This is a genomic window from Nocardia sp. CDC160 (genome assembly GCF_035818795.1).
Taxonomy (GTDB): Bacteria; Actinomycetota; Actinomycetes; order Mycobacteriales; family Mycobacteriaceae; genus Nocardia.
This window is the reverse complement of sequence record NZ_JAYKYT010000001.1, coordinates 590,452-609,991: the sequence shown is the minus strand read 5'-3', so window position 1 is coordinate 609,991 and position 19,540 is coordinate 590,452. Positions and strand designations below refer to the sequence as shown.

Sequence of the window (19,540 nt, the reverse complement as noted above, 5' to 3'; positions counted from 1 at the left end):
GGGATGGACATAGACAACGAACGCGTTGGGAGCGCCGAACCGAGCTTGGTTCGCCCCTATTCACTGACGGCCGGTCGCACCCGGCCGAAGGTGGAGCTCGCCCTGGAGGCGCTCGTCGCATCGCATCCGGTCGCCCTCGAGCGGCAGTTCGAACTCACCAATATCGAGACGTCAATCGTGGAGTTGTGCAGAGAATCGCCGTCGGTTGCCGAAGTGGCCGCGCGACTGGGCATTCCGCTCGGTGTCGCGCGGGTGCTGGTCGCCGACCTCATCGATGCCGGACACGTGCGGGTATCGGCGACATTGAAAGACGATTCCAGCGACGATGAACGTCGCGAGCTGATCGAAAGGGTTCTCAGTGGACTCCGGCGTATTTGATTCGACGACACAGGTCGACACGCGCACCAGCAAGCCCACGTCGGCCAAGATCGTCGTGGCCGGTGGTTTCGGTGTCGGCAAGACCACCCTGGTCGGTGCCGTGTCGGAGATCGTTCCGCTGCGCACCGAGGCTTTGGTGACCAATGCCAGTGTCGGCGTGGACTCCCTGACCGGGGTCCCGTCGAAGGCCACCACCACGGTGGCCATGGACTTCGGCCGCATCAGCCTGGCCGACGACCTGGTGCTGTACCTGTTCGGTACGCCCGGCCAGTACCGCTTCTGGTTCATGTGGGACGACCTCATCAAGGGCGCCATCGGCGCGGTGGTGCTGGTCGACACTCGCCGGTTGGAGGACAGTTTCGCCGCCGTCGACTACTTCGAGGCGCGCAACCTACCCTTCCTGGTGGCCATCAACGAGTTCGACGATGCGCCACGGTATCCGGTCGAGGACATCCGCCAGGCCCTGGCGGTGCCCGCGGACGTGCCGATCCTCTCGATCGACGCGCGTCGTCGAGAGCCGGTGAAGCAGGCCCTGGTCGCGGTGACCGAATACGCGCTGCGCAAGGTCGTGCAGGGATACTGACACACCCGGCCACCGCCGTCGGCCGTACTGACGACGGGGCCGGTTAGGCTCGCGCTGTGACGATCTCGGCGCGGGAGTTGCTCGGCGAATTGCTGGATCCCGGTTCCTTCGTGAGCTGGGATCATCCGCCCGTGCGGGTGGCGGCATCGCCGCAGTATGGCCGCGAGTTGCTGACTGCTGCGGCAACGGCGGGGACCGATGAAGCGGTGCTCACCGGGGAGGGGTTGCTGCGCGGACGGCGGGTCGCCGTGATCGCGTGCGAATTCGCGTTTCTCGCAGGGTCTGTCGGCGTCGCCGCGGCCGAACGCATTGTGACGGCGGTGGAACGGGCGACCGAGCTCGGTCTGCCGCTGCTCGCCTCGCCGACCTCCGGCGGCACCCGAATGCAGGAGGGCACAGTCGCTTTCGTGCAAATGGTGAAGGTGGCGGGTGCCCTCGCCGTGCACAAGGCGGCCGGGCATCCGTATCTGGTGTACCTGCGCGACCCGACCATGGGCGGGGTGTTCGCCTCGTGGGGTTCGTTGGGGCACATGACTTTTGCCGAGCCGGGCGCGCTGGTCGGCTTCCTCGGGCCGCGGGTGTACAAGGCGCTGTACGGGAAGCGGTTCCCCGAAGGTGTGCAGACGGCCGAAAACCTTTACCGCAATGGCGTTATCGACGGTGTGGTGCCGGTGTCGGTGTTCCGGCGCATCGCGCATCGCGCGCTCACGGTGCTCTGCGACGGACCGCTGCCGCTGCCCGAAAGTCGAAGCGAGGCAACGCCGCCCAAGTCCGGCCGGGGTTCGTTCCTGGCGGGACCGCAGGAGCGCGGCGGCCCGGCGGTGCGGGACACCGCCGAGGTGCACGCCTGGCAGACGGTGCTGATCTCCCGGCGCGGGGATCGGCCCGGGATTCGCGAGCTGCTGCGCCATGTCACCGATCGAGTTCCATTGTCCGGCACCGGGCAGGGCGAGCTCGACCGCACCGTCGCGCACGCACTGGCCCGCTTCCGGGGGCAGCCGTGCGTGGTCTTCGGCCACGATCGCGCGGGTCAGTCGCCCGAGCACACCATGGGTCCGGCGGCGCTGCGGGAGGCGCGACGCAGCATGCACCTGGCCGCGGAGTTGCGGGTTCCACTGGTGCTGGTGATCGACACCGCGGGCGCGGCCCTCTCGCGCGAGGCCGAGGAACGCGGCCTGGCCCCCGAGATCGCCCGCTGCCTGGCCGATCTCGTCACGCTGGACACCCCGACGGTGTCGGTGCTGCTGGGCCAGGGCAGCGGCGGTGGCGCGCTGGCGCTGCTGCCCGCCGACCGGGTGCTGGCGGCCGCCAATGGCTGGCTGGCCCCGCTGCCGCCCGAGGGTGCCAGCGCCATCGTCCACCGCGACATCGGGCACGCCCCGTACCTGGCCGCCGCCCAGCGCATTCGCGCGGTGGACCTCGAGGCCGACGGCATTGTCGACCGCATCGTGCACGAGTACCCCGACGCCGCCGAGGAATCGGTGGACTTCGCGCAGCGCGTGGTCACCGCGATTGCCGAGGAGCTGGCGGGGCTGACCGCGCAGTCGATGGACAAGCTCGCGGCGGAGCGACACCGGCGCTACCGCCGCCTCGGTCTCCCGTCCTGATCGTTCTGATTTCTCAACACGCTGAAAGTTAACTGACCTGTCCGGTTTGCTACGGTCGGAGTGGTGAACTACCGCAGTGAGACCAGCGCAATTCCGGCAATCGTCCTGGCCGACGGGCAGGTCATGCCGAAGCTCGGTTTCGGTGTGTACAAGGTTGCCGGGGAGCAGGCCGCCGACACCATCTCGACCGCCCTCGAACTCGGTTACCGCAGCATCGACACCGCCTCCTTCTACGGCAACGAGGACGCCGTGGGTCGCGCCGTTCGCGAGTCGGGCCTGCCGCGCGACGAGGTCTTCATCACCACCAAACTGTGGAACGCCGACCACGGCTACGACGCCACCCTGCGCGCCTTCGACGCGAGCATGAAGCGGCTCGGGCTCGAGACCCTCGACCTGTACCTGATCCACTGGCCGGTGCCGTCGGCCGATCGCTATGTCGACACCTTTCGCGCGCTGCAGGCGCTCAAGCGGCAGGGCCGGGTGGTCTCGATCGGCGTCTCCAACTTCACCAAGCGGCATCTGGAGCGGCTGATCGGGGAGACCGGGGAGGTGCCCGCGATCAATCAGGTCGAACTGCACCCGTATTTCGCGCAGTCGGAGCTGCGGGCCTTCCACGCCGCGCACGGCATCGTGACCGAGGCGTGGAGCCCGCTGGGGCGCGGCGCGGAGTTCAACGATTCGGTCATCATCGCGCTGGCCGACAAGCTGGGGCGCACGCCCGCCCAGATCATCCTGCGCTGGCACATGCAGCTCGGGAACGTGGCCATTCCGAAGTCCACGAACCCCGCGCGCATGGCGGAGAATCTGGCGATCTTCGACTTCGAGCTCACCGGCCGCGAGATGACGCAGATCGCGGGCATCGACAAGGACGGACGCCAGGGCGCGGACCCCGACCTCATGGACATGGACGCACCCGCCTGATCCGCCGCCGCGCGGGACTCAGACCGCGGCGCGCGTGGGAATGCCCAGGTAGGAAGTCAATTCGACGGCGGCGGCGCGGCCCGCGCGGTTCGCCCCGATGGTGCTCGCGGAAGGTCCGTAGCCGATTAGGTGAATACGCGGATCCGCGTCGACCTGAGTCGCCAGGTGACCGGCCATCTTGATGCCGCCACCCGGCCCGCGTAGTCGCAACGGGGCCAGATGGTCGAGGGAGCTGCGGAATCCGGTGGCCCACAGGATGACATCGGCGCGCTGGAAAGTGCCGTCCGCCCAACGGATTCCGTCGGGTTCGATGCGGTCGAACATGGGGTGGCGGTCGAGCACGCCCCGCGCCTGCATGGCCTTCACTCGCGGGTCCTCGCGCAAACCGGTCACCGACACCACCGAGCCGGGCGGAAGTCCGCGCCGCACACGGTCTTCCACGATGGCCACGGCCGCGCGGCCGTCCTCGGGGGCGAAAGGTCCACGGCGGAAGACGGGTTCGCGCCGGGTCACCCAGGTGGTGTCGGTCACCTGCGAGATCTCGTCGAGCAGTTGGACGGCGGTGATGCCGCCGCCCACCACGACCACGTGCTTGCCCTCGAATTCCCTTGCGGTGCGGTAGTCGTGGGCGTGCAGCTGTCGGCCCGCGAAGGTTTCCGCGCCCCGGTAGTACGGAATGAACGGCTTGTCCCAGGTGCCGGTCGCGTTCACCAGACCGCGCACCTTGAGGGTCTCGGTGGGCTTGCACTCCGCGTGCAGCAGCCCGTCGACCTCCTGGTTCGGGCAGGTGGCGGCGGTGGCGCGGTCGCACACCACGGTCACCGACACCGGCCGGTGCACCCGCAGGTCGAAACGCTCCTCGTAGAGCGCGAAGTAGCGCGGCACGGCCGTGGCCGCCTGGGCGTTCTCCGAACCCTCGGGCAGGGTCTCGGCGAAGGACATGCCCGGCAGATCGTGCACCCGATTGACGGTGCTCAATGTCAGTGACGGCCACCGGAACTGCCACGCCCCGCCCGGCGCGGGCGAGTGATCGACAATCAGGAAATCGCGTTCCGGCCGCAGGCCGAGGCGGCGCAGGTGGAAGCCGACCGACAATCCGGCCTGCCCGGCACCGATCACGAGGATGTCGACATCGGGTGTTGCGGTCACCGACCCGACGGTACGCCCACTTAGAGTGAAAGCCGATCATCGGTAGGTAGGGCAGGTGAGTTGCGCAGTGGGGAAGGGACAGATGCTCGGAGTCAGCCGCGATGGTGAGGTCGTCACCATCGAATTGCAGCGTCCGGAACGCCGGAACGCCCTGAACGAGGAGCTCATCGGGAGTCTGCGGGCGGCGCTCGAGGAGGCCGCGACCTCGGCGCGGGTGATCTTGCTGACCGGTCAGGGGCCGCTGTTCAGCGCGGGCGCGGATCTGGACGGGGTGTATTCGGACAGCTTCCTGGGTGGGCTGCTCGCCATGTTGCGCACCATCGAGACGATTCCGGTGCCGGTGATCTCGGCGATCAACGGCGGGGCGCTGGGTGCGGGCGTGCAACTGGCCCTGGCCTCGGATCTTCGGGTCATGACGGCGGATTCGTTCATCGCCATTCCGGCGGCGAAACTCGGTATCTCCGTTGACCGTTGGACCGTGCGGCGACTGTCGAACCTGATCGGGCCCGGCCCGGCGCGCACCATTCTGCTGGGCGCGGAGCGGGTCTCCGCCGCCGACGCCTACGGCTTCGGTTTCGCCAACAAGATCGGCACCCTGGCCGACGCACAGGCCTGGGCCAAGCAGATCGCCGAGCTCGCGCCGCTGTCGCTGCGGCACATGAAGCTGGTCTTCAATGACGACGACACCCGCGGCCCCGACACCGCCGAGCAGAGCGCCGCCCTCGACGCGGCGTGGCGCAGTGACGACGCGCAGGAGGCGCGCGCGGCACGCCAGCAGAAGCGGGCTGCGAAGTTCGAGGGCCGATGAACGGGCAGCGCGGGACCGCGAATGCGCGGAAACTGGTGGGTATGGCTGCGGGTGCATTCGGTATTTCCTGGTTGGTCCGGGCGGCGTGGGGCATTCCCACCGCCATGGGCGCGTCCATTTCCGCGATCGCGCCGACGGCTCGGGGCGCGCGAAGCTATCGCAATCGGCAGTTCCACAACACCGAGCCGAGTTCTCAGCTCACCGGGTCGCCGTTCGAACTGATCTATCAGCTGGTCACCCAGCGCAACAATGGCCGCCCGCCGGGCGAGATCCCGCTGGTGACGCCGGAACTGCCCGCCCAGGCCGGGGATCTGGCGGTCACCTGGTACGGGCACGCCACCTGCCTGGTGGAGGTGGACGGGTATCGGGTGCTGACCGATCCGGTGTGGAGCGAACGGGTTTCGCCGTCGCCGCTGGTGGGTCCGGCCCGGCTGCATCCGGTGCCGTCGCCGCTGTCGGAGCTGCCGCCGCTGGACGCCGTGCTCATCTCGCACGACCACTACGACCATCTCGATCGCGAGACGGTGGCCGGGCTGGTGGCGAGCCAGGACTGCCCGTTCATCGTGCCGATCGGCATCGGCGCGCATCTGCGGCACTGGGACGTGCCCGAGCAGCGCATTGTCGAATTGGACTGGGCCGCTTCGGTTTCGCTGTCGGAGCTGGAGCGGGCGCACGGTGACGGTACCGATCTGGTGATCACCTGCGCCGAGGCGCGGCACTTCTCCGGGCGCGGGCTGGTGCGCAATACCACGCTGTGGGCGTCCTGGTCGATCGCCGGGCCGACGCGGCGCGTCTACTTCGGCGGCGACACCGGCTACACCAAGGCCTTCGCCGAGGCGGGCGCGCGGCTGGGGCCGTTCGATCTGACGCTGCTGCCCATCGGGGCCTACGACCGGCACTGGCCGGACGTGCACATGAATCCCGAGGAGGCGGTGCGCGCCCACGCCGATCTGTGTGTCGGCGATCCGGGGTACGGGGTGCTGGTGCCGATCCACTGGGCCACCTTCAACCTGGCCTTCCACGGCTGGTCGGAGCCGGTGTCGCGGCTGGTCGAGGCGGCTGCGGCGGCCGGGACACGCATCGCCGTGCCGAAGCCGGGGGAGCGGATCGACCCGATTGCTCAGCCGCCACGGGAGGCGTGGTGGGAAGATGTTCGCCAATAACGGACCGAGATTGAAGGAGCAGGGCTGTGGGTTTCATGGACACGCTCAAAGGCTTGGTCGGCAAGGGCAAAGAGGTGGCGGCCCAAAACGCCGAGAAGATTGAGCAGGCGGTCGACAAGGCCGGGCATGTGATCGACGAGAAGACCGGGGGGAAGTTCTCCTCCCAGATCGACAAGGGCACGGAGGCAGTCAAGAACGCCATCCCGACCGAGGCTCCGGCATCGGCCGAGGCCCCCGCCGAGCCCGCACCCGCCGAGGCGGCGGCCGAACCCGCCCCGGAACCGGCCCCGGCTCCGGAACCCGCCCCGGAGGGCGAGCAGCCTCCGGCTCCCTAGAGCAGAGCCTCCGGCTCCGTAGGGCAGAGCCTCCGGCTCAGAAAGCTCGTTGTCACGGGCCGTTCGGGATCACCGCTGCTGACCCCGAACGGCCCGTTGGCTTTTCGCGGGTCCGCCAGCTTGCCTGGTTTTGTCGGTGGACGGACCTAAACTGCTGTTATGGGATCCCGCAAGGATTTCGGGGGTATCGAGGTTGGGCTCACCAACCTCGACAAGGTCCTGTATCCGGCCACCGGGACCACCAAGGGGGAGGTCATCGACTATTTCACGGCCATCGCCCCGGCCCTGCTGCCGCATATCGCCGAGCGGCCGGTGACGCGCAAGCGGTGGCCGAACGGGGTGGAGGAGCAGTCCTTCTTCGAGAAGAATCTGGCCGAGCACGCGCCGAAGTGGTTGGAGCGGAGGACGGTTCAACATTCCGACCGGCCGGTGACGTATCCGCTCATCGACAGTGTCGCGGGGATGGCGTGGCTGGGGCAGCAGGCGGCGCTGGAATTGCATGTGCCGCAATGGCGTTTCGACGGGGCCGAGGTCGGGGACATCACGCGCCTGGTGTTCGATCTGGATCCCGGGCCGGGGGCAGGGCTGGCGCAGTGCGCGGAGGTGGCGCTGATCCTGCGGGATGTGGTGCGTGAGGTGGGGCTGGAAGCGTTTCCGGTGACGAGCGGCTCCAAGGGAATTCACGTCTACGTGCCACTGGACCGCAAGCTGGGGCCGAACGGGGCCTCGGCGGTGGCCAAACAGGTGGCGACCAATCTGCAACAGCTGCGCCCGGAACTGGTGACGGCGAACATGTCCAAGGCCGCGCGGGACCGGAAGGTGTTCCTGGACTGGAGTCAGAACAATCCGGCCAAGACCACCATCGCGCCGTATTCGCTGCGCGGGCGGGCCGAGCCGTGGGTGGCCGCGCCGCGCGCGTGGGAGGAGATCGAGAAGCCAAAGCGGTTGCGGCACTTGCGGTTCGAGGAGGTATTGCGGCGCTGGGAGGAGCAGGGGGATCTGCTCGCGGGGCTGGACGAGCCACTGCCGGAGGCGATCGGCGAGGCGGAGCCGGTTGACGAGGGGGAGGCGGCAGACGAGACGGAGCCGGACGCGGTCGATGAGTCGGAGGGGACTCCGGACCGGCTCGAGATCTATCGGTCCAAGCGCGATCCGCAACGCACGCCCGAGCCGGTGCCGTCGGGTCCGCCAGCCGCGGGGTCGGGGGATCGATTCGTGGTGCAGGAGCATCACGCCCGGCGCTTGCATTGGGATCTGCGGCTGGAACGAGATGGCGTGCTGGTGTCCTGGGCGGTACCCAAGGGGCCGCCGACCGATACCGGCGAGAATCGCCTGGCCGTGCACACCGAGGATCATCCGATGGAGTACCTCACCTTTCACGGGTCGATTCCCAAGGGGGAGTATGGCGGTGGTGAGATGACCATCTGGGATACCGGCACCTACGAGACCGAGAAGTGGCGTGACGACGAGGTCATCGTGTGGCTGCGGGGTGAGCGGCTGGACGGGCGGTACGCGCTGATTCAGACCAATGGGAATCAGTGGCTCATGCACCTGATGAAGGACCAGACCCGGCCGGGCTCGGAAGGCAATGGGGGAGAAAGGGTTTCGGCGAGGCGCACGCCCGCGCCGATGCCGCACGGATTGACGCCCATGCTGGCCACGCCGGGGGACGTGACCACACTCGATGCCGACCATTGGGCGTTCGAGACCAAATGGGACGGATTCCGGCTGATCGCCGAGATCGAGGACGGCGCGGTGACGCTGCGCTCGCGCGCCGGGCATGTGGTCACCGGAAAGTATCCGGGCGTGGCCGGGCTGGGTGCGGAGCTGTCCGGCCACAGCGCGGTGCTCGATGGTGAGGCGGTCGTCTTCGACGATCACGGCGGCGCGAATCTCGGTCTGCTGCGCGAGAACAAGGCCAAGGCGGTGTTCCTGGCCTTCGACCTGCTCTATCTCGACGGCACGTCGCTGGTGCGCAAGCGCTACGAGGATCGGCGGCGGGTGTTGGAAGCCCTTGCCGGGCAGGCGCGTTCGCTGATCGTGCCGCAGCAGCTGAAGGGTTCGGGCGCGGAAGCCCTGCGCTACAGCCAGGATCACGGCATGGAGGGCGTGGTCGCCAAGCGTCGGGACTCGATCTACCTACCCGGGCGGCGCGGTCAGTCGTGGATCAAGACCCGGAATTGGCGGACGTTGTCGGTGGTGGTCGGCGGGTATCGGCGTTCGGAGGTCAGGCAATTCGCCTCGCTGCTGGTGGGAGTGCCGCACGACGGGGAGCTGTACTACCTGGGGCGGGTCGGCACGGGCTTCAGCGAGCAGGAGATGAACGATCTGGCCGATCGGCTGCGTCGACTCGAGCGCAAGACCAGTCCGTTCGGCAATGAGCTCACCGCCGAGGAGCGCAAGGACGCGGTGTGGGTGAGCCCGAAACTCACCGGGACGGTCCGCTTCCAGAACTGGACCGAGACCGGACGCCTCTGGCATCCGGCCTGGATTCCCAGCTCCGACTGACGTTTTCGAGCCGCCGGGTGACCGCCATCTCGAAATCCGGGAGACGCCGGAGGGTACTGCCGCGAAATTCTATAGCCGCAGGTAGCGGCGGATTGCCGTCTCGAGCTTTGTGAGGTCGGCCGCGGTGAGGAAGTCCACCATCTCCGGCTTCATGTAGGCCACGTCGAGAGCACGCATTTGATCGACCAACAGGCGCGTCGGGGTGCCGCCGATTTCGATTTCGGGTCGGAAGGGACTGGGCTGTGCCGAGGTTGATGTGGGAACCACCGTGACCATGGACCATTCGGTGACCGACAGTACGACACCGTAGCGTCGGCCACCTTGTTCGTGCCCCCGCCCGTTGCCGAGGTCGATGCGGTGCACTGCACCGCGGATATAGCTCACCAGGCGTCCGGTTCGTCATTGAGGTTCTCACCCGAGGCCATGATGGCGCTCGCGGCGGCTTGGGCGTCGCGTTCCCAGTCGAGCTGGTCGAGGGCGTCGAGCGCTCTGCGCAAGACGTCGGATTGGCTCTCGCCGGGGTGCGCTAGCTTGGTTAACTTGGCTCGATCTACATCGGTGGGTCGGAATGAAATGCTCATATCAATACTGTACACGATTTGTACTACAGCAGGTGGTGGCTATTTTCGGCCTAGATTTATGGCTGTCGCAGGGCGGAGGGTCCGGAGGTCCAAGCGGCGGCGAGGGCCGATAGGCGAGGTGAGGGAGCGCGGTGTCAGGCGGCGCGGGCCTTGGGCGAGCCCGGGTCGGTGACCAGGCCGAATTCGATCAGGCTGGCGGCGGTGTCGAAGAGGGAATCGGCGAGCGGGCGCTGCTGCCAGCCGAGTTCCTGCTCGGCCTTGGCGGCACTGAGGATTTCGTGGCGGCCGAGGAATCGGGCCGCGAGGCGGGCATCGGGGTTGAAACGCCCGACCAACCGGACCAGCCAGTCGGGAAGGACGCGGGTGGTGACGCGGTAACGCTGCGCGAGGATCTCCGCCATGGCGGGGAAGGAGACCTCGGGTCCGGCGCAGATGTAGCGATTCCCGGCGGCCTCGGGGACCTCCATGGCCAACCGGTGCGCGACGGCCAGATCGCGGACATCGACGGTGGCGAAGTTGAGGCGGGGCACACCCGGCATGTCACCGGCCAGCACGGTCCGGATGCCCCCGACCGAGGTACCGGCCTCGCCGCGCAGCACCGGGCCGATGATCATGCCCGGATTGATCACGGCCAGTTCGATTTCCGGGTGCTCGGCCACGAAGTCCCAGGCGGCGCGCTCGGCCAGGGTCTTGCTTTTCTGGTAGGCGTCGCACCGCGCGGTGTCGGACCAGTCGGCCTCGGTGAGCGTACGGCCCTCGTTCCCGACCGCGACCGCCGCGATGGACGAGGTGATGACCACCCGTTCGACGCCGCTCGCGGCCGCGGCGCGCAGCACGCGCAGGGTCCCGTCGACGGCGGGCCGAACCAGTTCGTCTTCGTGCTTCGGTTCGGTGGACGGGAACGGCGAGGCGGTGTGCACCACGTACCGGCAGCCCTCGACCGCCTCGGCCCAGCCGGTGTCCGAGCCCAGATCGGCTTCGACCAGTTCGACCCCGGGCAGCACCTTCGTAACCTCCGCGGCGCGCTTGACCGACCGCACCGTCCCGCGCACCCGATAGCCGCGACCGAGCAGTTCCTGAATGACATGGCCCGCGACGAAGCCGGAGGCGCCGGTGACGAGCACGAGATCGGACATGGTCGAACCCCAATCTGAGCAGTGTTTAGAATCTGAACAATGTATAGATTGCGGGGCCGTGAGCCGTCAACCCCTTACAGTCGTCCCATGCCGCCGACCAAGGACCGCTATCACCACGGAGACCTCCGCGAGGAACTACTGCGCGCGTCCCTGCAGCTGATCGAGTCCGAGGGCCTGGCCGCCGTGAGCCTGCGCAAGGTCGCCCGCGAGGCGGGCGTCAGCCCCGGCGCGCCCTACCATCACTTCGCCGACCGGGCCGCCCTGATGTCGGCACTCGCCGCCCGCGGCTTCGAAATCCTCGGCGCGGCAATGACATCCGCCCGCGACAACGCCCCCGACCCGCGCGCCGCCCTCATCGCCATGGCCATCGGCTACGTCGATTTCGCCCGCGACCACGCCGCCTACTTCCAAATCATGTTCCGCCCCGAACTCTCCCAACCCGACAAACACCCCGACACCGAGGCCGCGGGCGACGCCGCCTTCGCCGTCCTCGAGTCCACCGTCGCCGACGCCGTCACCTCCGGCTTCCTCCCCGCCGCCGACGCCGAAACCATGGCCCTGGCCTGGTGGTCCCTCGCCCACGGCATGGCAGCCCTCACCGTCGACGGCAAATTCGCCCTCCGCGCCACCCAATCCGGCACCACCCCCGAAGCCCTCACCGCCCGCATCACCCGAATCTTCGCCGACCTCATCGACACCCGAGGCCCGGCGTGACGGACGCGGATCGACGGCCCGACATCAATCGGAGACCGGCTGGTCGAGTTGTGGGTGTGGTGCCCCGAGTCTGTGGAGATGTTGAGAGGTCGCCGTGGGTAGGGGGTCGGGCACGGCAGACTGGTAGGCGTGACCGATTCGTACCGGATTCGCGGTGGCCTGAGTGACCAGGTTGGAGTGTCCCGCGCCGGGAGTTCCAGGGTGGCGCTGCCCACGGGGGCTTTGCGGCCGATCGAACTGGCGGCGGCGGCCGTCTTGGGTGGGGCGACCGTCGCGCTGGTGACCCTCGGGTCCCTGGTGCCGTTCGCGGCCGCGCTGCAGTTGGTGGCGGCGGTGCCGATGGGGTTGCTGGCGCATCGGTATCGATTTCGGACGCAGTTGGCGACCACCGTCGCGGGGACGCTGGTGACCTTCGTGGCGGCCGGGTTGCTCCCGGCGGAGAACCTGGTCGGGGTCGCGGTGATCGGGGGGATCATCGGGACCGTCAAGCGCAGGCGCGGCGGATTGCCCGCGGTGGTGGCGCTCTCGGCGCTGGCGGGAACCATCATGGCCGCCTTGACCGTCGGCATGCTGCTGGTGCTGGCCCGATCGCGGCATCTGCTCTTCGACGCCATTCGCAATTCCGCCAAGGGCGTGGAAAACCTTGCGGCGCGGCAGTCTTCGCTGGAACCGCTGGGCCGGGCCGTCGCCGACCTCACCAGTACCGTTCTGCACTGGTGGTGGGCGTTCGTCGGCGGTGGCATTGTCGCGGCGATGGTGGGCAGCGGCGTGTTCTCCTGGTTCGTGCTCGGTTCGGTGCTGGATCGGCTGACCTGGCTGCCCGGCCGCAATGATCTGCTGGACGCGCCCGCCGACGATCGACCGGTGGCGCCGCTGCCGGTCACCTTGCGGGAGGTCACCTTTCGCTACCCGACGGCACGCGCCGATGCCCTGCACGGCATCGATCTGACCGTCGATATCGGCGAGTTCGTGGCGATCGTCGGCCACAACGGGTCCGGGAAGTCCACGCTCACCAGGATTCTCGCGGGCCGACCGCCGACCAGCGGCACCGTCACCCGGCCGGGCGCGGCGGGCCTGGGCGTGCGCGGCGGCACCGCGATGGTGTTGCAGCGACCCGAAAGCCAGACCCTCGGTGTGCTCGTGGCCGATGACGTGGTGTGGGGCCTGCCCACCGACTATGCCGCCGAGGTGGATATCGAGGGCCTGCTCGCGGAGGTCGGACTGGCCGGGATGGGCGGCCGCGAGACCGCCACCCTGTCCGGCGGTCAGCAGCAGCGCCTGGCCGTGGCCGCCGCCCTGGCCCGGCAGCCCACGCTGCTCATCGCCGACGAGGCCACCTCGATGATCGACCCGGACGGCCGCCGCGACCTGGTCGCCCTGCTGGCCGCCCTGCCCCGACGACACCCCATGGCGGTCGTGCTGGTGACCCACCACGAGGCCGACGCGGCCGCCGCCGACCGCGTGGTCCACCTGGCGGACGGTCGCGCCGTCGAGCATCTGCCCGCGTGGCCGCGTCCGCTCGGCGATCCGCGTCGCCGCCCGATGGGCGACACCGTGCTCGAATTACGCGGCGTCGCACACACATACAACCGCGGCACCCCGTGGGAGGCTCCGGCCCTGCACGGCATCGACCTGAGTGTGCGGCGTGGCGAGGCCCTGCTCGTCGTGGGCGGCAACGGTTCCGGGAAGTCCACCCTGGCCTGGATCATGGCCGGACTCACCGTGCCCACGGCGGGCACCTGCCAGCTGCGCGAATTCACCCGCACCCGCCCTGTGCACAAGCGAATCGGGGCCGTGCAGTTGGCGTTTCAGCATTCCCGCCTGCAACTGCAGCGCCAGACCGTGGGCGAGGAGATCGAGGACTGGGGCGGGCGCGGCACCTACGCGGTCGCCAAGGCGCTCGACGCGGTCGGTCTGGATCGCGCGCTGGCCTCCCGGTCCATCGAAGAACTCAGCGGCGGCCAGGCCAAACGGGTGGTGCTGGCGGCCATCGTGGCGAGCCACCCGCAGGTGGTGGTGCTCGACGAGCCGCTGGCCGGACTCGATCCGGAGGGACGCGCCGGGGTGGTGGAACTGCTTGCCCGACTACGGGATTCGGGTCTCACCCTGATCGTCATCTCCCACGATGTTGCCGACATGGCCGCGGTGTGCGACCGCACCGTGCATCTGCGCGATGGGCGTCTGATCGAAAACGACGCCGCCACAACGCGATACCCGGCCCACGATTTCAGCGGAGGCATCCGATGAGCAGTGTCGTTCTCCGCGAGGTCCCGGTCGACAGCCCGGTGCATCGACTCTGGGCCGGTACCAAGATGATCGGTGTCTTCGCCTTCAGCCTGCTGCTCATGTTCATTCCGTCCTGGTGGCTGCTCGGCCTCGCCACGGCATTCCTGATCGGCGTCTTCCTGCTCGCGAAGCTGCCCCTGGGCACGCTGCCGCGTTTCCCCTGGGTGGTGTGGATCGGCATTGCGATCGGCGCGGCCATCAACGCGCCCGTCGGCGCCTCGGCGCTGCTGCGGTACGCGCAGGTCGTGCTGTTCGGATTCCTGCTGCTCGGTTCCTCTTTCCTGGTCGCCTGGACCACCCCGATGGGTGAGATCGCCCCGGCGCTGGCCAAACTCGGCGCGCCGCTGAAGAAGATCGGCTGGACCCGCCACGGCGTCCGCCACGCCATCCCGGTCGACGAGTGGGCCGTGGTGGTGGCCCTGACACTGCGCGGGCTGCCCCTGCTGTTGGAGGAGATGCGAATCCTGCGCGCGGCCCGCAAACTGCGGCCGAAGGATTCGCTGCTGCACCGCGCGGCGGAGAACCCGCTGGTCGACATTCTGACCGCGAGCATGGCCGTCTCGACCCGCCGCGCCGGTGAACTCGGCGAGGCCATCACCACCCGCGGCGGGACCGGCGAGCTCACCGCCCGCCCCGGCGCACCCGGGCGCGCCGATGCGGTGGCGCTGCTGGTGGTGGCTTTGATGTGCGGCCTGGGTGCCGCTGTCGAACTGCTGTTTTAGTACGACTCGAGCCGAAAATTATTCGAAGCGTCGGTGGTGCGCGCTACCGTCAGAAAACCTGATGGAGATTGGACTACCCATGATGCTGCGCAAAATCACCGCGGTCGCTGCTCCGGTCGTCACCGCCGTTGCCATAGCCGGAGCCGGTGTGGCACACGCGGATCCGGCTGTGCCGGATATTGGTTACCAGACCCAGCTACTAGGCAATACGGTCGTCACCACCCTCACCAATGGCAGTTTCGAGCTCACCGGTGCGTCGGTGAACATCAAGGACGCCGCCGGTGAGACGGTATTGACCCTGCCGCTGTCCTTCGAACAGGACGGCCTGAGCTACCCGCTGCCCACCAGCGTCACCGACAATGGCGCGACCCTGAGCCTGACCGCGGTCAAGGACGCCGCGGCCGCCACCCCGGCTCTGCACCCGGTGGCCTCGTTGAACGAGAACCAGCGCGCCATGAATGCCTTCAGCAGCCAGTTCGGAATCGCCACCGCCATCGGCAGTTTCGTCGGGCTCGCGATCGGCGCGGCGGTGGGCGCCATCGGATTCCTCGGCGGCGCCTTCGGTTTGGCGACGGTACCGGTCGCAGCGGGTATCGGCGCGATCATCGGCACCCTGGTGGTCGGCGGCCCGACGCTGCTCATCGCCGGTATCGACCTGATCAGCACGCTGACGGGCGCGCCCGGCACCACCAAGTGGGCACAGCCCGGGGACAACTGACCCCCTGAACGTCGGGTGCCCCGTGCTGACGTCATCGCACGGTGCACCCGGCAGCCACCGGGTTGCCCGCGAACCGGTCGGACAGGAAGTTCATGGCTCCCAAGGCTTCCCCGACCGCCGCGGGATTGTGGCCCGGTATCGCGCTGTGTACGGCGGTGAGGGTCGCGCCCAGCGCGCAGTACCGGTCGACCAGGGCGCTGAAGCCCGCCGACGGGATCACATCGTCGTTGTTGCTGTGGTACAGATACAGCGGCACGTCGGGGGCCCAGCCGCCGAGTTCCTGATGGTTGGCGGCGGCTCGAAAGGCAGCGCTGCCGAGCAGATCCGGGACCGTGGAGAAGTCGTCCACATGCCGGAAGAAGTGGTGCACCACCAGATCGCCGCCACAGGAGGTCGCCTCCTGGGCCATGAGCGCGTGACCGCTGTCGTTCAAGATGTCGGCCAGTCCGGAGCCTGCATCGTTGCGCGCCAAGGCGATCAGAATCAGCACCGCCAGCCCGGCCTGATAGCTGCCGTCCACCCCGCGCGCGATGGCGGGGATATCGGTCGGCACACCGCCGGAGGTCACACCGGCGAAGGCGAGTTCCGGCGCGTAGCTCGCGCGCAACTGCATGGCCCACAGGGTCGCGAACGCGCCACCCGAGTAGCCCCACGCGCCCAGCGGGCTGGAGTCGGTGATACTGAGGGGTGCAAAGGATTTGGCGGCGCGGACGCCGTCCAGGACCGCTCGGCCGGAGTTCACGCCGTCGAAGAAGCGCGACTTCGGGCCTTCGTAGTCCGAGACCACCACCGCCCAGCCGCGGCGCAACGCCTCGGCCAGGAACGGCACGTCCAATAGTGTTGTGGCGATGGAGAAGTCGCGTCCGCCGCGCAGTGCGAACGAGGGCGCGCACCGGGTGCCGAGACTGTCCTCGGCGATCTGATACGAGAGCAGCGGCCGATCGCCGGGACCGTTCCAGGGGGTGAGCGGTTCCAGGACCGTCGCCACATCGGCGGCGGCCTCGTCGGCGGAATCGGTGGTGCGGTATTGCAACTGCCAGCCCGCCAGCGGGAGCGGCAGCCCGAGTACGGCGATCGGCCGCGAGTTCAGGATCGCGCCATTGGCGAACTCTCCCAATGAGATTGGGGCGGCATAGAACGGGTCGTCGTCCGGATAGGGAATGTCGGCCCGGGTGCCGGGCACCGCGACCGCGGCCGCCAGGAGGGTGGCGGCGCCGAGGAGACCGATGCGCCGCCACAGTCGAAATCCACGCGAACGCCCCGCCGTTTCGCGCGTGCGTACCCCGATCAATGCGTCATCCCGCCGCATCACGCCCTCCAGCGCCTTCTCTGCCGACGCTCCAGACCACGGATTCGCACTTCGCGCCGATAAGAAACTCCGGCGCATCGGAGAACCAAAGTAACTGCGGGTGTGTCGCGGGGTCAACGGCATACCGCGCGTCGTAACCATGACGTTGCGCGGTTTTTAGTAAGAAAGAATATATCCAGATAGAAGGCCAGCAATTGGCAACTGGATCTACCGTTTGCATGCCAGTTGCCGCCATGATCGGTCAATGTTGTTGCGCCGCCTCATTGCCCTGTATGTCGGACTCTGGTTGTACGGCTTCTCCATGGCCGTCATGATTCGCGCCGCGCTCGGCCTGGACCCGTGGGATGTATTCCATCAGGGCGTGGCCGATCACGTGCCGCTGAGCTTCGGCACCATCGTGGCGATCGTCGGCGCGGCGGTACTGCTGGCCTGGATTCCGTTGCGGCAGCGGCCCGGTCTGGGCACGGTCAGCAATGTCATCGTCATCGGCGTCTCGGTGGACGCGGGACTGTGGCTGCTGCCCGAATTGCACGCGCTGCCGGTGCGCATCGGGGCCATGGCCGCGGCGGTGCTGTTGAACGCGGTGGCGACGGTCCTCTATATCGGTGCGGGCATGGGTCCGGGGCCGCGCGATGGCCTGATGACTGGCCTGGTTCGGCGAACCGGGAAACCGGTCTGGCTGATTCGCACCGGGATCGAAGCAACAGTGTTGTCAGTCGGCTGGATTCTCGGCGGCAGCGTCGGGGTCGGCACCGTGGTGTACGCCTTCGGCATCGGTCCGCTGATTCAGCTCATGATCCCGTTCGTAGACCGGTACCTGCCGGGGTTTCACGAGCAGGAAGCCGCGGTCGACATCGAGCCCGCGGCTGCGCCGACGGCGGCCTGATACCTCGGGGTTGACAGGCTAACGGCGTTAGCCTAACTTGATGGCTAACAACGTTAGCCCCTGTTAGACACCTCGGAGGGTCCGATGACCGCCATCCCCGCCACCCTGTCGACCACCACCGACCACCGCCTCCCGACCACGGTCCGCAAGGCCGGTTGGATCGCCTGGGCGCTGTTCCTCGCCGCCTTCGCCATCCTCGAGGGCGTCAATCACGGCACCGGCTCCTGGCTGGCGCTGGTGGCGGGGCTCATCGCCCCGGATCTGACCTTCTTCGCCGCGATCGGCGCGAAAGATCCCGTGCGGCAGGGACAGCTACCCCGCCAGGCGGTCCCCTTCTACAACGCCGCCCACCGCACCTGGATCCCGCTGGCCCTCACCCTCGCGTATGCCCTTGCGGGCCCGCAGCTTCCGGCCCTCTTCACGTTCCTGCTGGCCTGGATGCTGCACATCGCCATCGACCGTGCCGCTGGCTACGGCCTGCGCACCGCGGACGGATTCATCCGTGCCTGAGCCGATCGAAACGCTCACCGAGCGGCAGCGGCAGATCGCCGCCGCCGCTCGCGCGCTATTGGACGAGCAGGGCCCGGCGGCCCTCACCATGCGAAATGTGGCCGACGCCTTGGGAATCAAGGCCCCGTCGCTCTACAAGCACGTGCCCGACAAGACCGCCCTCGAGACCCTGGTGGTGGCGGACGGCTTCGCGGAAATCGCCGCGGTGATGGAATCGGCGGCACCGCAAGGTATTTCGGCCGTGGCCCAGGCCTACCGTACCTACGCTCTCGCCCACCCCCACGTCTACCGCCTCATGAACTACCGCCCTCTGCGCCGCGATCTCCTGCCGCCCGGCTTGGAAGAGCGTGCGGCGCAACCCCTCCTGGACGCCGTCGGCGGCAATCAGGCTCGCGCCCGAGCCCTGTGGGCCTTCGCCCACGGCATGGTCAGCCTCGAGCTCGATGCCCGATTTCCTCCCGACGCCGACCTCTCCGCCGCCTGGACCTCCGGCCTGAGCTCCTTCGCCACCTGACCCGGGTCCCGTGCCAGCACGGGGGCTCTGACGCGGTAGCCCGTCAGTGCTGCTTCTGCTGCATGTAGGACGATCCCGTCTGCGCGACGTTGAAACCCTTGCTGAACAGGTTGAACAGGACGTTGATGATGTCGAGCATGATCGGTTCCTCACTGTCGATGTCTTGCGGATCATTTGTCGAAGGCACTGCCGCGGGGTGTGCGGTGGTGCCGCCCAGGCCGGTTATCGGTGCATGTAGCAGTTCGTCTCGATAATCGCGCTGGGAGTCAGGTGTTCGGTCCAGCCGGTGGGGCCGACGAGGTGGACCGTGTCGGGCCAGGGGGAGTACGGGGTGCCCTGGGCGTCGTGGCCCGGATAGGGGACGTAGGCCCAGTAGCAGGTGAGATTGCTCGCGGGCGGGGTGAAGACCCAGGTGTCGGCGGCGATGTCGGTGCCGACCGCCAGATGGCGGATTTGCTGCTGGGCCAGGAGATTCGGGTCGCCATTGCCGACATCCTCGATGGCCGCGTTCGCCGCGCCCATCGTCACGAGGGCGGCCGCCGCACATGTCGACGCCACCCCGAAAACACGCTTCATCCCCACCCGGTCCTCTGGTCGAACGCCCACCGTCACTGGACAAAGGGCGACGGCGAACTCTAGCAAGATCGCCGATCCCCGCAGTAGACCCACAAATAGGTCACCGAATCGGTCACGCCTGCCCGGCCGAGCCGTC

22 protein-coding genes are annotated in these 19,540 nt (G+C 68.3%); 15 read left to right on the top strand and 7 right to left on the bottom strand.

Annotation, left to right across the window (positions count from 1 at the left end; all coding sequences use genetic code 11):
• Positions 1 to 3 precede the first annotated feature (3 nt).
• The 4 genes from VMT40_RS02600 to VMT40_RS02585 all read left to right on the top strand — a co-directional run bounded on the left by VMT40_RS02600 (position 4) and on the right by VMT40_RS02585 (position 3,489).
• Complete coding sequence (locus VMT40_RS02600) at positions 4 to 378, top strand: DUF742 domain-containing protein (protein ID WP_033085504.1); 375 nt, start codon at positions 4 to 6, stop codon at positions 376 to 378.
• Positions 359 to 961 carry a GTP-binding protein gene (locus tag VMT40_RS02595; RefSeq protein ID WP_174391578.1) on the top strand — a complete coding sequence of 201 codons (603 nt, stop codon included), beginning with the start codon at positions 359 to 361 and terminating at the stop codon, positions 959 to 961. Before VMT40_RS02600 ends, VMT40_RS02595 begins: the two co-directional genes overlap by 20 nt.
• Positions 962 to 1,017: 56 nt before the next feature.
• Complete coding sequence (locus tag VMT40_RS02590) at positions 1,018 to 2,568, top strand: carboxyl transferase domain-containing protein (protein WP_326356366.1); 1,551 nt, start codon at positions 1,018 to 1,020, stop codon at positions 2,566 to 2,568.
• A gap of 63 nt (positions 2,569 to 2,631) precedes the next feature.
• Entirely contained in the window at positions 2,632 to 3,489 is an 858-nt protein-coding gene (locus VMT40_RS02585; protein ID WP_326356365.1) for an aldo/keto reductase, read from the top strand.
• Between the two features lie 18 nt (positions 3,490 to 3,507).
• Here the strand turns inward: VMT40_RS02585 and VMT40_RS02580 are convergent, their stop codons facing one another.
• The gene (locus VMT40_RS02580) at positions 3,508 to 4,638 is read right to left on the bottom strand and encodes an FAD-dependent oxidoreductase (RefSeq protein WP_326356364.1); all 1,131 of its coding nucleotides are present in this window, start codon (positions 4,636 to 4,638) and stop codon (positions 3,508 to 3,510) included.
• Between the two features lie 82 nt (positions 4,639 to 4,720).
• Between VMT40_RS02580 and VMT40_RS02575 the strand changes: the two genes are divergently transcribed.
• The 4 genes from VMT40_RS02575 to VMT40_RS02560 all read left to right on the top strand — a co-directional run bounded on the left by VMT40_RS02575 (position 4,721) and on the right by VMT40_RS02560 (position 9,452).
• The gene (locus tag VMT40_RS02575; protein WP_326356363.1) at positions 4,721 to 5,446 is read left to right on the top strand and encodes an enoyl-CoA hydratase; all 726 of its coding nucleotides are present in this window, start codon (positions 4,721 to 4,723) and stop codon (positions 5,444 to 5,446) included.
• 41 nt (positions 5,447 to 5,487) lie between these two features.
• On the top strand, positions 5,488 to 6,609 hold the full coding sequence (locus VMT40_RS02570; RefSeq protein WP_326356362.1) for an MBL fold metallo-hydrolase: 1,122 nt from the start codon (positions 5,488 to 5,490) through the stop codon (positions 6,607 to 6,609).
• Positions 6,610 to 6,644: 35 nt separating this feature from the next.
• Entirely contained in the window at positions 6,645 to 6,944 is a 300-nt protein-coding gene (locus VMT40_RS02565) for an antitoxin (RefSeq protein ID WP_326357164.1), read from the top strand.
• A gap of 159 nt (positions 6,945 to 7,103) precedes the next feature.
• Positions 7,104 to 9,452, top strand: a complete 2,349-nt coding sequence (locus tag VMT40_RS02560) for an ATP-dependent DNA ligase (RefSeq protein ID WP_326356361.1) — start codon at positions 7,104 to 7,106, stop codon at positions 9,450 to 9,452.
• 69 nt (positions 9,453 to 9,521) lie between these two features.
• Here the strand turns inward: VMT40_RS02560 and VMT40_RS02555 are convergent, their stop codons facing one another.
• The 3 genes from VMT40_RS02555 to VMT40_RS02545 form a co-directional block, all read right to left on the bottom strand.
• Positions 9,522 to 9,836, bottom strand: a complete 315-nt coding sequence (locus VMT40_RS02555; protein WP_326356360.1) for a type II toxin-antitoxin system PemK/MazF family toxin — start codon at positions 9,834 to 9,836, stop codon at positions 9,522 to 9,524.
• Positions 9,833 to 10,033: a hypothetical protein gene (locus VMT40_RS02550; RefSeq protein WP_326356359.1), complete on the bottom strand. Its 201-nt coding sequence runs from the start codon at positions 10,031 to 10,033 to the stop codon at positions 9,833 to 9,835. Before VMT40_RS02550 ends, VMT40_RS02555 begins: the two co-directional genes overlap by 4 nt.
• A 134-nt stretch (positions 10,034 to 10,167) precedes the next feature.
• Positions 10,168 to 11,169, bottom strand: a complete 1,002-nt coding sequence (locus tag VMT40_RS02545; RefSeq protein ID WP_326356358.1) for an SDR family oxidoreductase — start codon at positions 11,167 to 11,169, stop codon at positions 10,168 to 10,170.
• Between the two features lie 87 nt (positions 11,170 to 11,256).
• On the opposite strand from VMT40_RS02545, the gene VMT40_RS02540 reads away from it, so the two are divergent.
• From VMT40_RS02540 to VMT40_RS02525, 4 genes are all read left to right on the top strand, one after another.
• The gene (locus VMT40_RS02540) at positions 11,257 to 11,883 is read left to right on the top strand and encodes a TetR/AcrR family transcriptional regulator (RefSeq protein ID WP_326356357.1); all 627 of its coding nucleotides are present in this window, start codon (positions 11,257 to 11,259) and stop codon (positions 11,881 to 11,883) included.
• Between the two features lie 129 nt (positions 11,884 to 12,012).
• Entirely contained in the window at positions 12,013 to 14,130 is a 2,118-nt protein-coding gene (locus VMT40_RS02535; protein ID WP_442789888.1) for an ABC transporter ATP-binding protein, read from the top strand.
• The gene (locus tag VMT40_RS02530; protein ID WP_326356356.1) at positions 14,127 to 14,891 is read left to right on the top strand and encodes an energy-coupling factor transporter transmembrane component T family protein; all 765 of its coding nucleotides are present in this window, start codon (positions 14,127 to 14,129) and stop codon (positions 14,889 to 14,891) included. The genes VMT40_RS02535 and VMT40_RS02530 overlap by 4 nt, the downstream gene beginning before the upstream one ends.
• Positions 14,892 to 14,970: 79 nt before the next feature.
• A complete protein-coding gene (locus VMT40_RS02525) occupies positions 14,971 to 15,609 on the top strand; it encodes an ammonium transporter (RefSeq protein WP_326356355.1) in 639 nt (212 codons plus the stop codon).
• Positions 15,610 to 15,640: 31 nt separating this feature from the next.
• Here the strand turns inward: VMT40_RS02525 and VMT40_RS02520 are convergent, their stop codons facing one another.
• A complete protein-coding gene (locus VMT40_RS02520; RefSeq protein ID WP_326356354.1) occupies positions 15,641 to 16,918 on the bottom strand; it encodes a lipase family protein in 1,278 nt (425 codons plus the stop codon).
• A gap of 244 nt (positions 16,919 to 17,162) precedes the next feature.
• On the opposite strand from VMT40_RS02520, the gene yczE reads away from it, so the two are divergent.
• The 3 genes from yczE (at position 17,163) to VMT40_RS02505 (ending at position 18,828) form a co-directional block, all read left to right on the top strand.
• The gene (yczE, locus tag VMT40_RS02515) at positions 17,163 to 17,804 is read left to right on the top strand and encodes a membrane protein YczE (RefSeq protein ID WP_326356353.1); all 642 of its coding nucleotides are present in this window, start codon (positions 17,163 to 17,165) and stop codon (positions 17,802 to 17,804) included.
• 84 nt (positions 17,805 to 17,888) lie between these two features.
• Complete coding sequence (locus VMT40_RS02510; RefSeq protein WP_326356352.1) at positions 17,889 to 18,314, top strand: DUF4260 family protein; 426 nt, start codon at positions 17,889 to 17,891, stop codon at positions 18,312 to 18,314.
• Positions 18,307 to 18,828 (top strand): TetR/AcrR family transcriptional regulator, encoded by a 522-nt coding sequence (locus VMT40_RS02505; RefSeq protein ID WP_326356351.1) that lies wholly within the window; start codon positions 18,307 to 18,309, stop codon positions 18,826 to 18,828. Before VMT40_RS02510 ends, VMT40_RS02505 begins: the two co-directional genes overlap by 8 nt.
• Before the next feature lie 43 nt (positions 18,829 to 18,871).
• Here the strand turns inward: VMT40_RS02505 and VMT40_RS02500 are convergent, their stop codons facing one another.
• Together VMT40_RS02500 and VMT40_RS02495 are read right to left on the bottom strand one after the other, a co-directional pair.
• Positions 18,872 to 19,015 carry a hypothetical protein gene (locus tag VMT40_RS02500; protein WP_326356350.1) on the bottom strand — a complete coding sequence of 48 codons (144 nt, stop codon included), beginning with the start codon at positions 19,013 to 19,015 and terminating at the stop codon, positions 18,872 to 18,874.
• Between the two features lie 35 nt (positions 19,016 to 19,050).
• Positions 19,051 to 19,404 (bottom strand): hypothetical protein, encoded by a 354-nt coding sequence (locus VMT40_RS02495; RefSeq protein ID WP_326356349.1) that lies wholly within the window; start codon positions 19,402 to 19,404, stop codon positions 19,051 to 19,053.
• Positions 19,405 to 19,540: the final 136 nt, after the last annotated feature.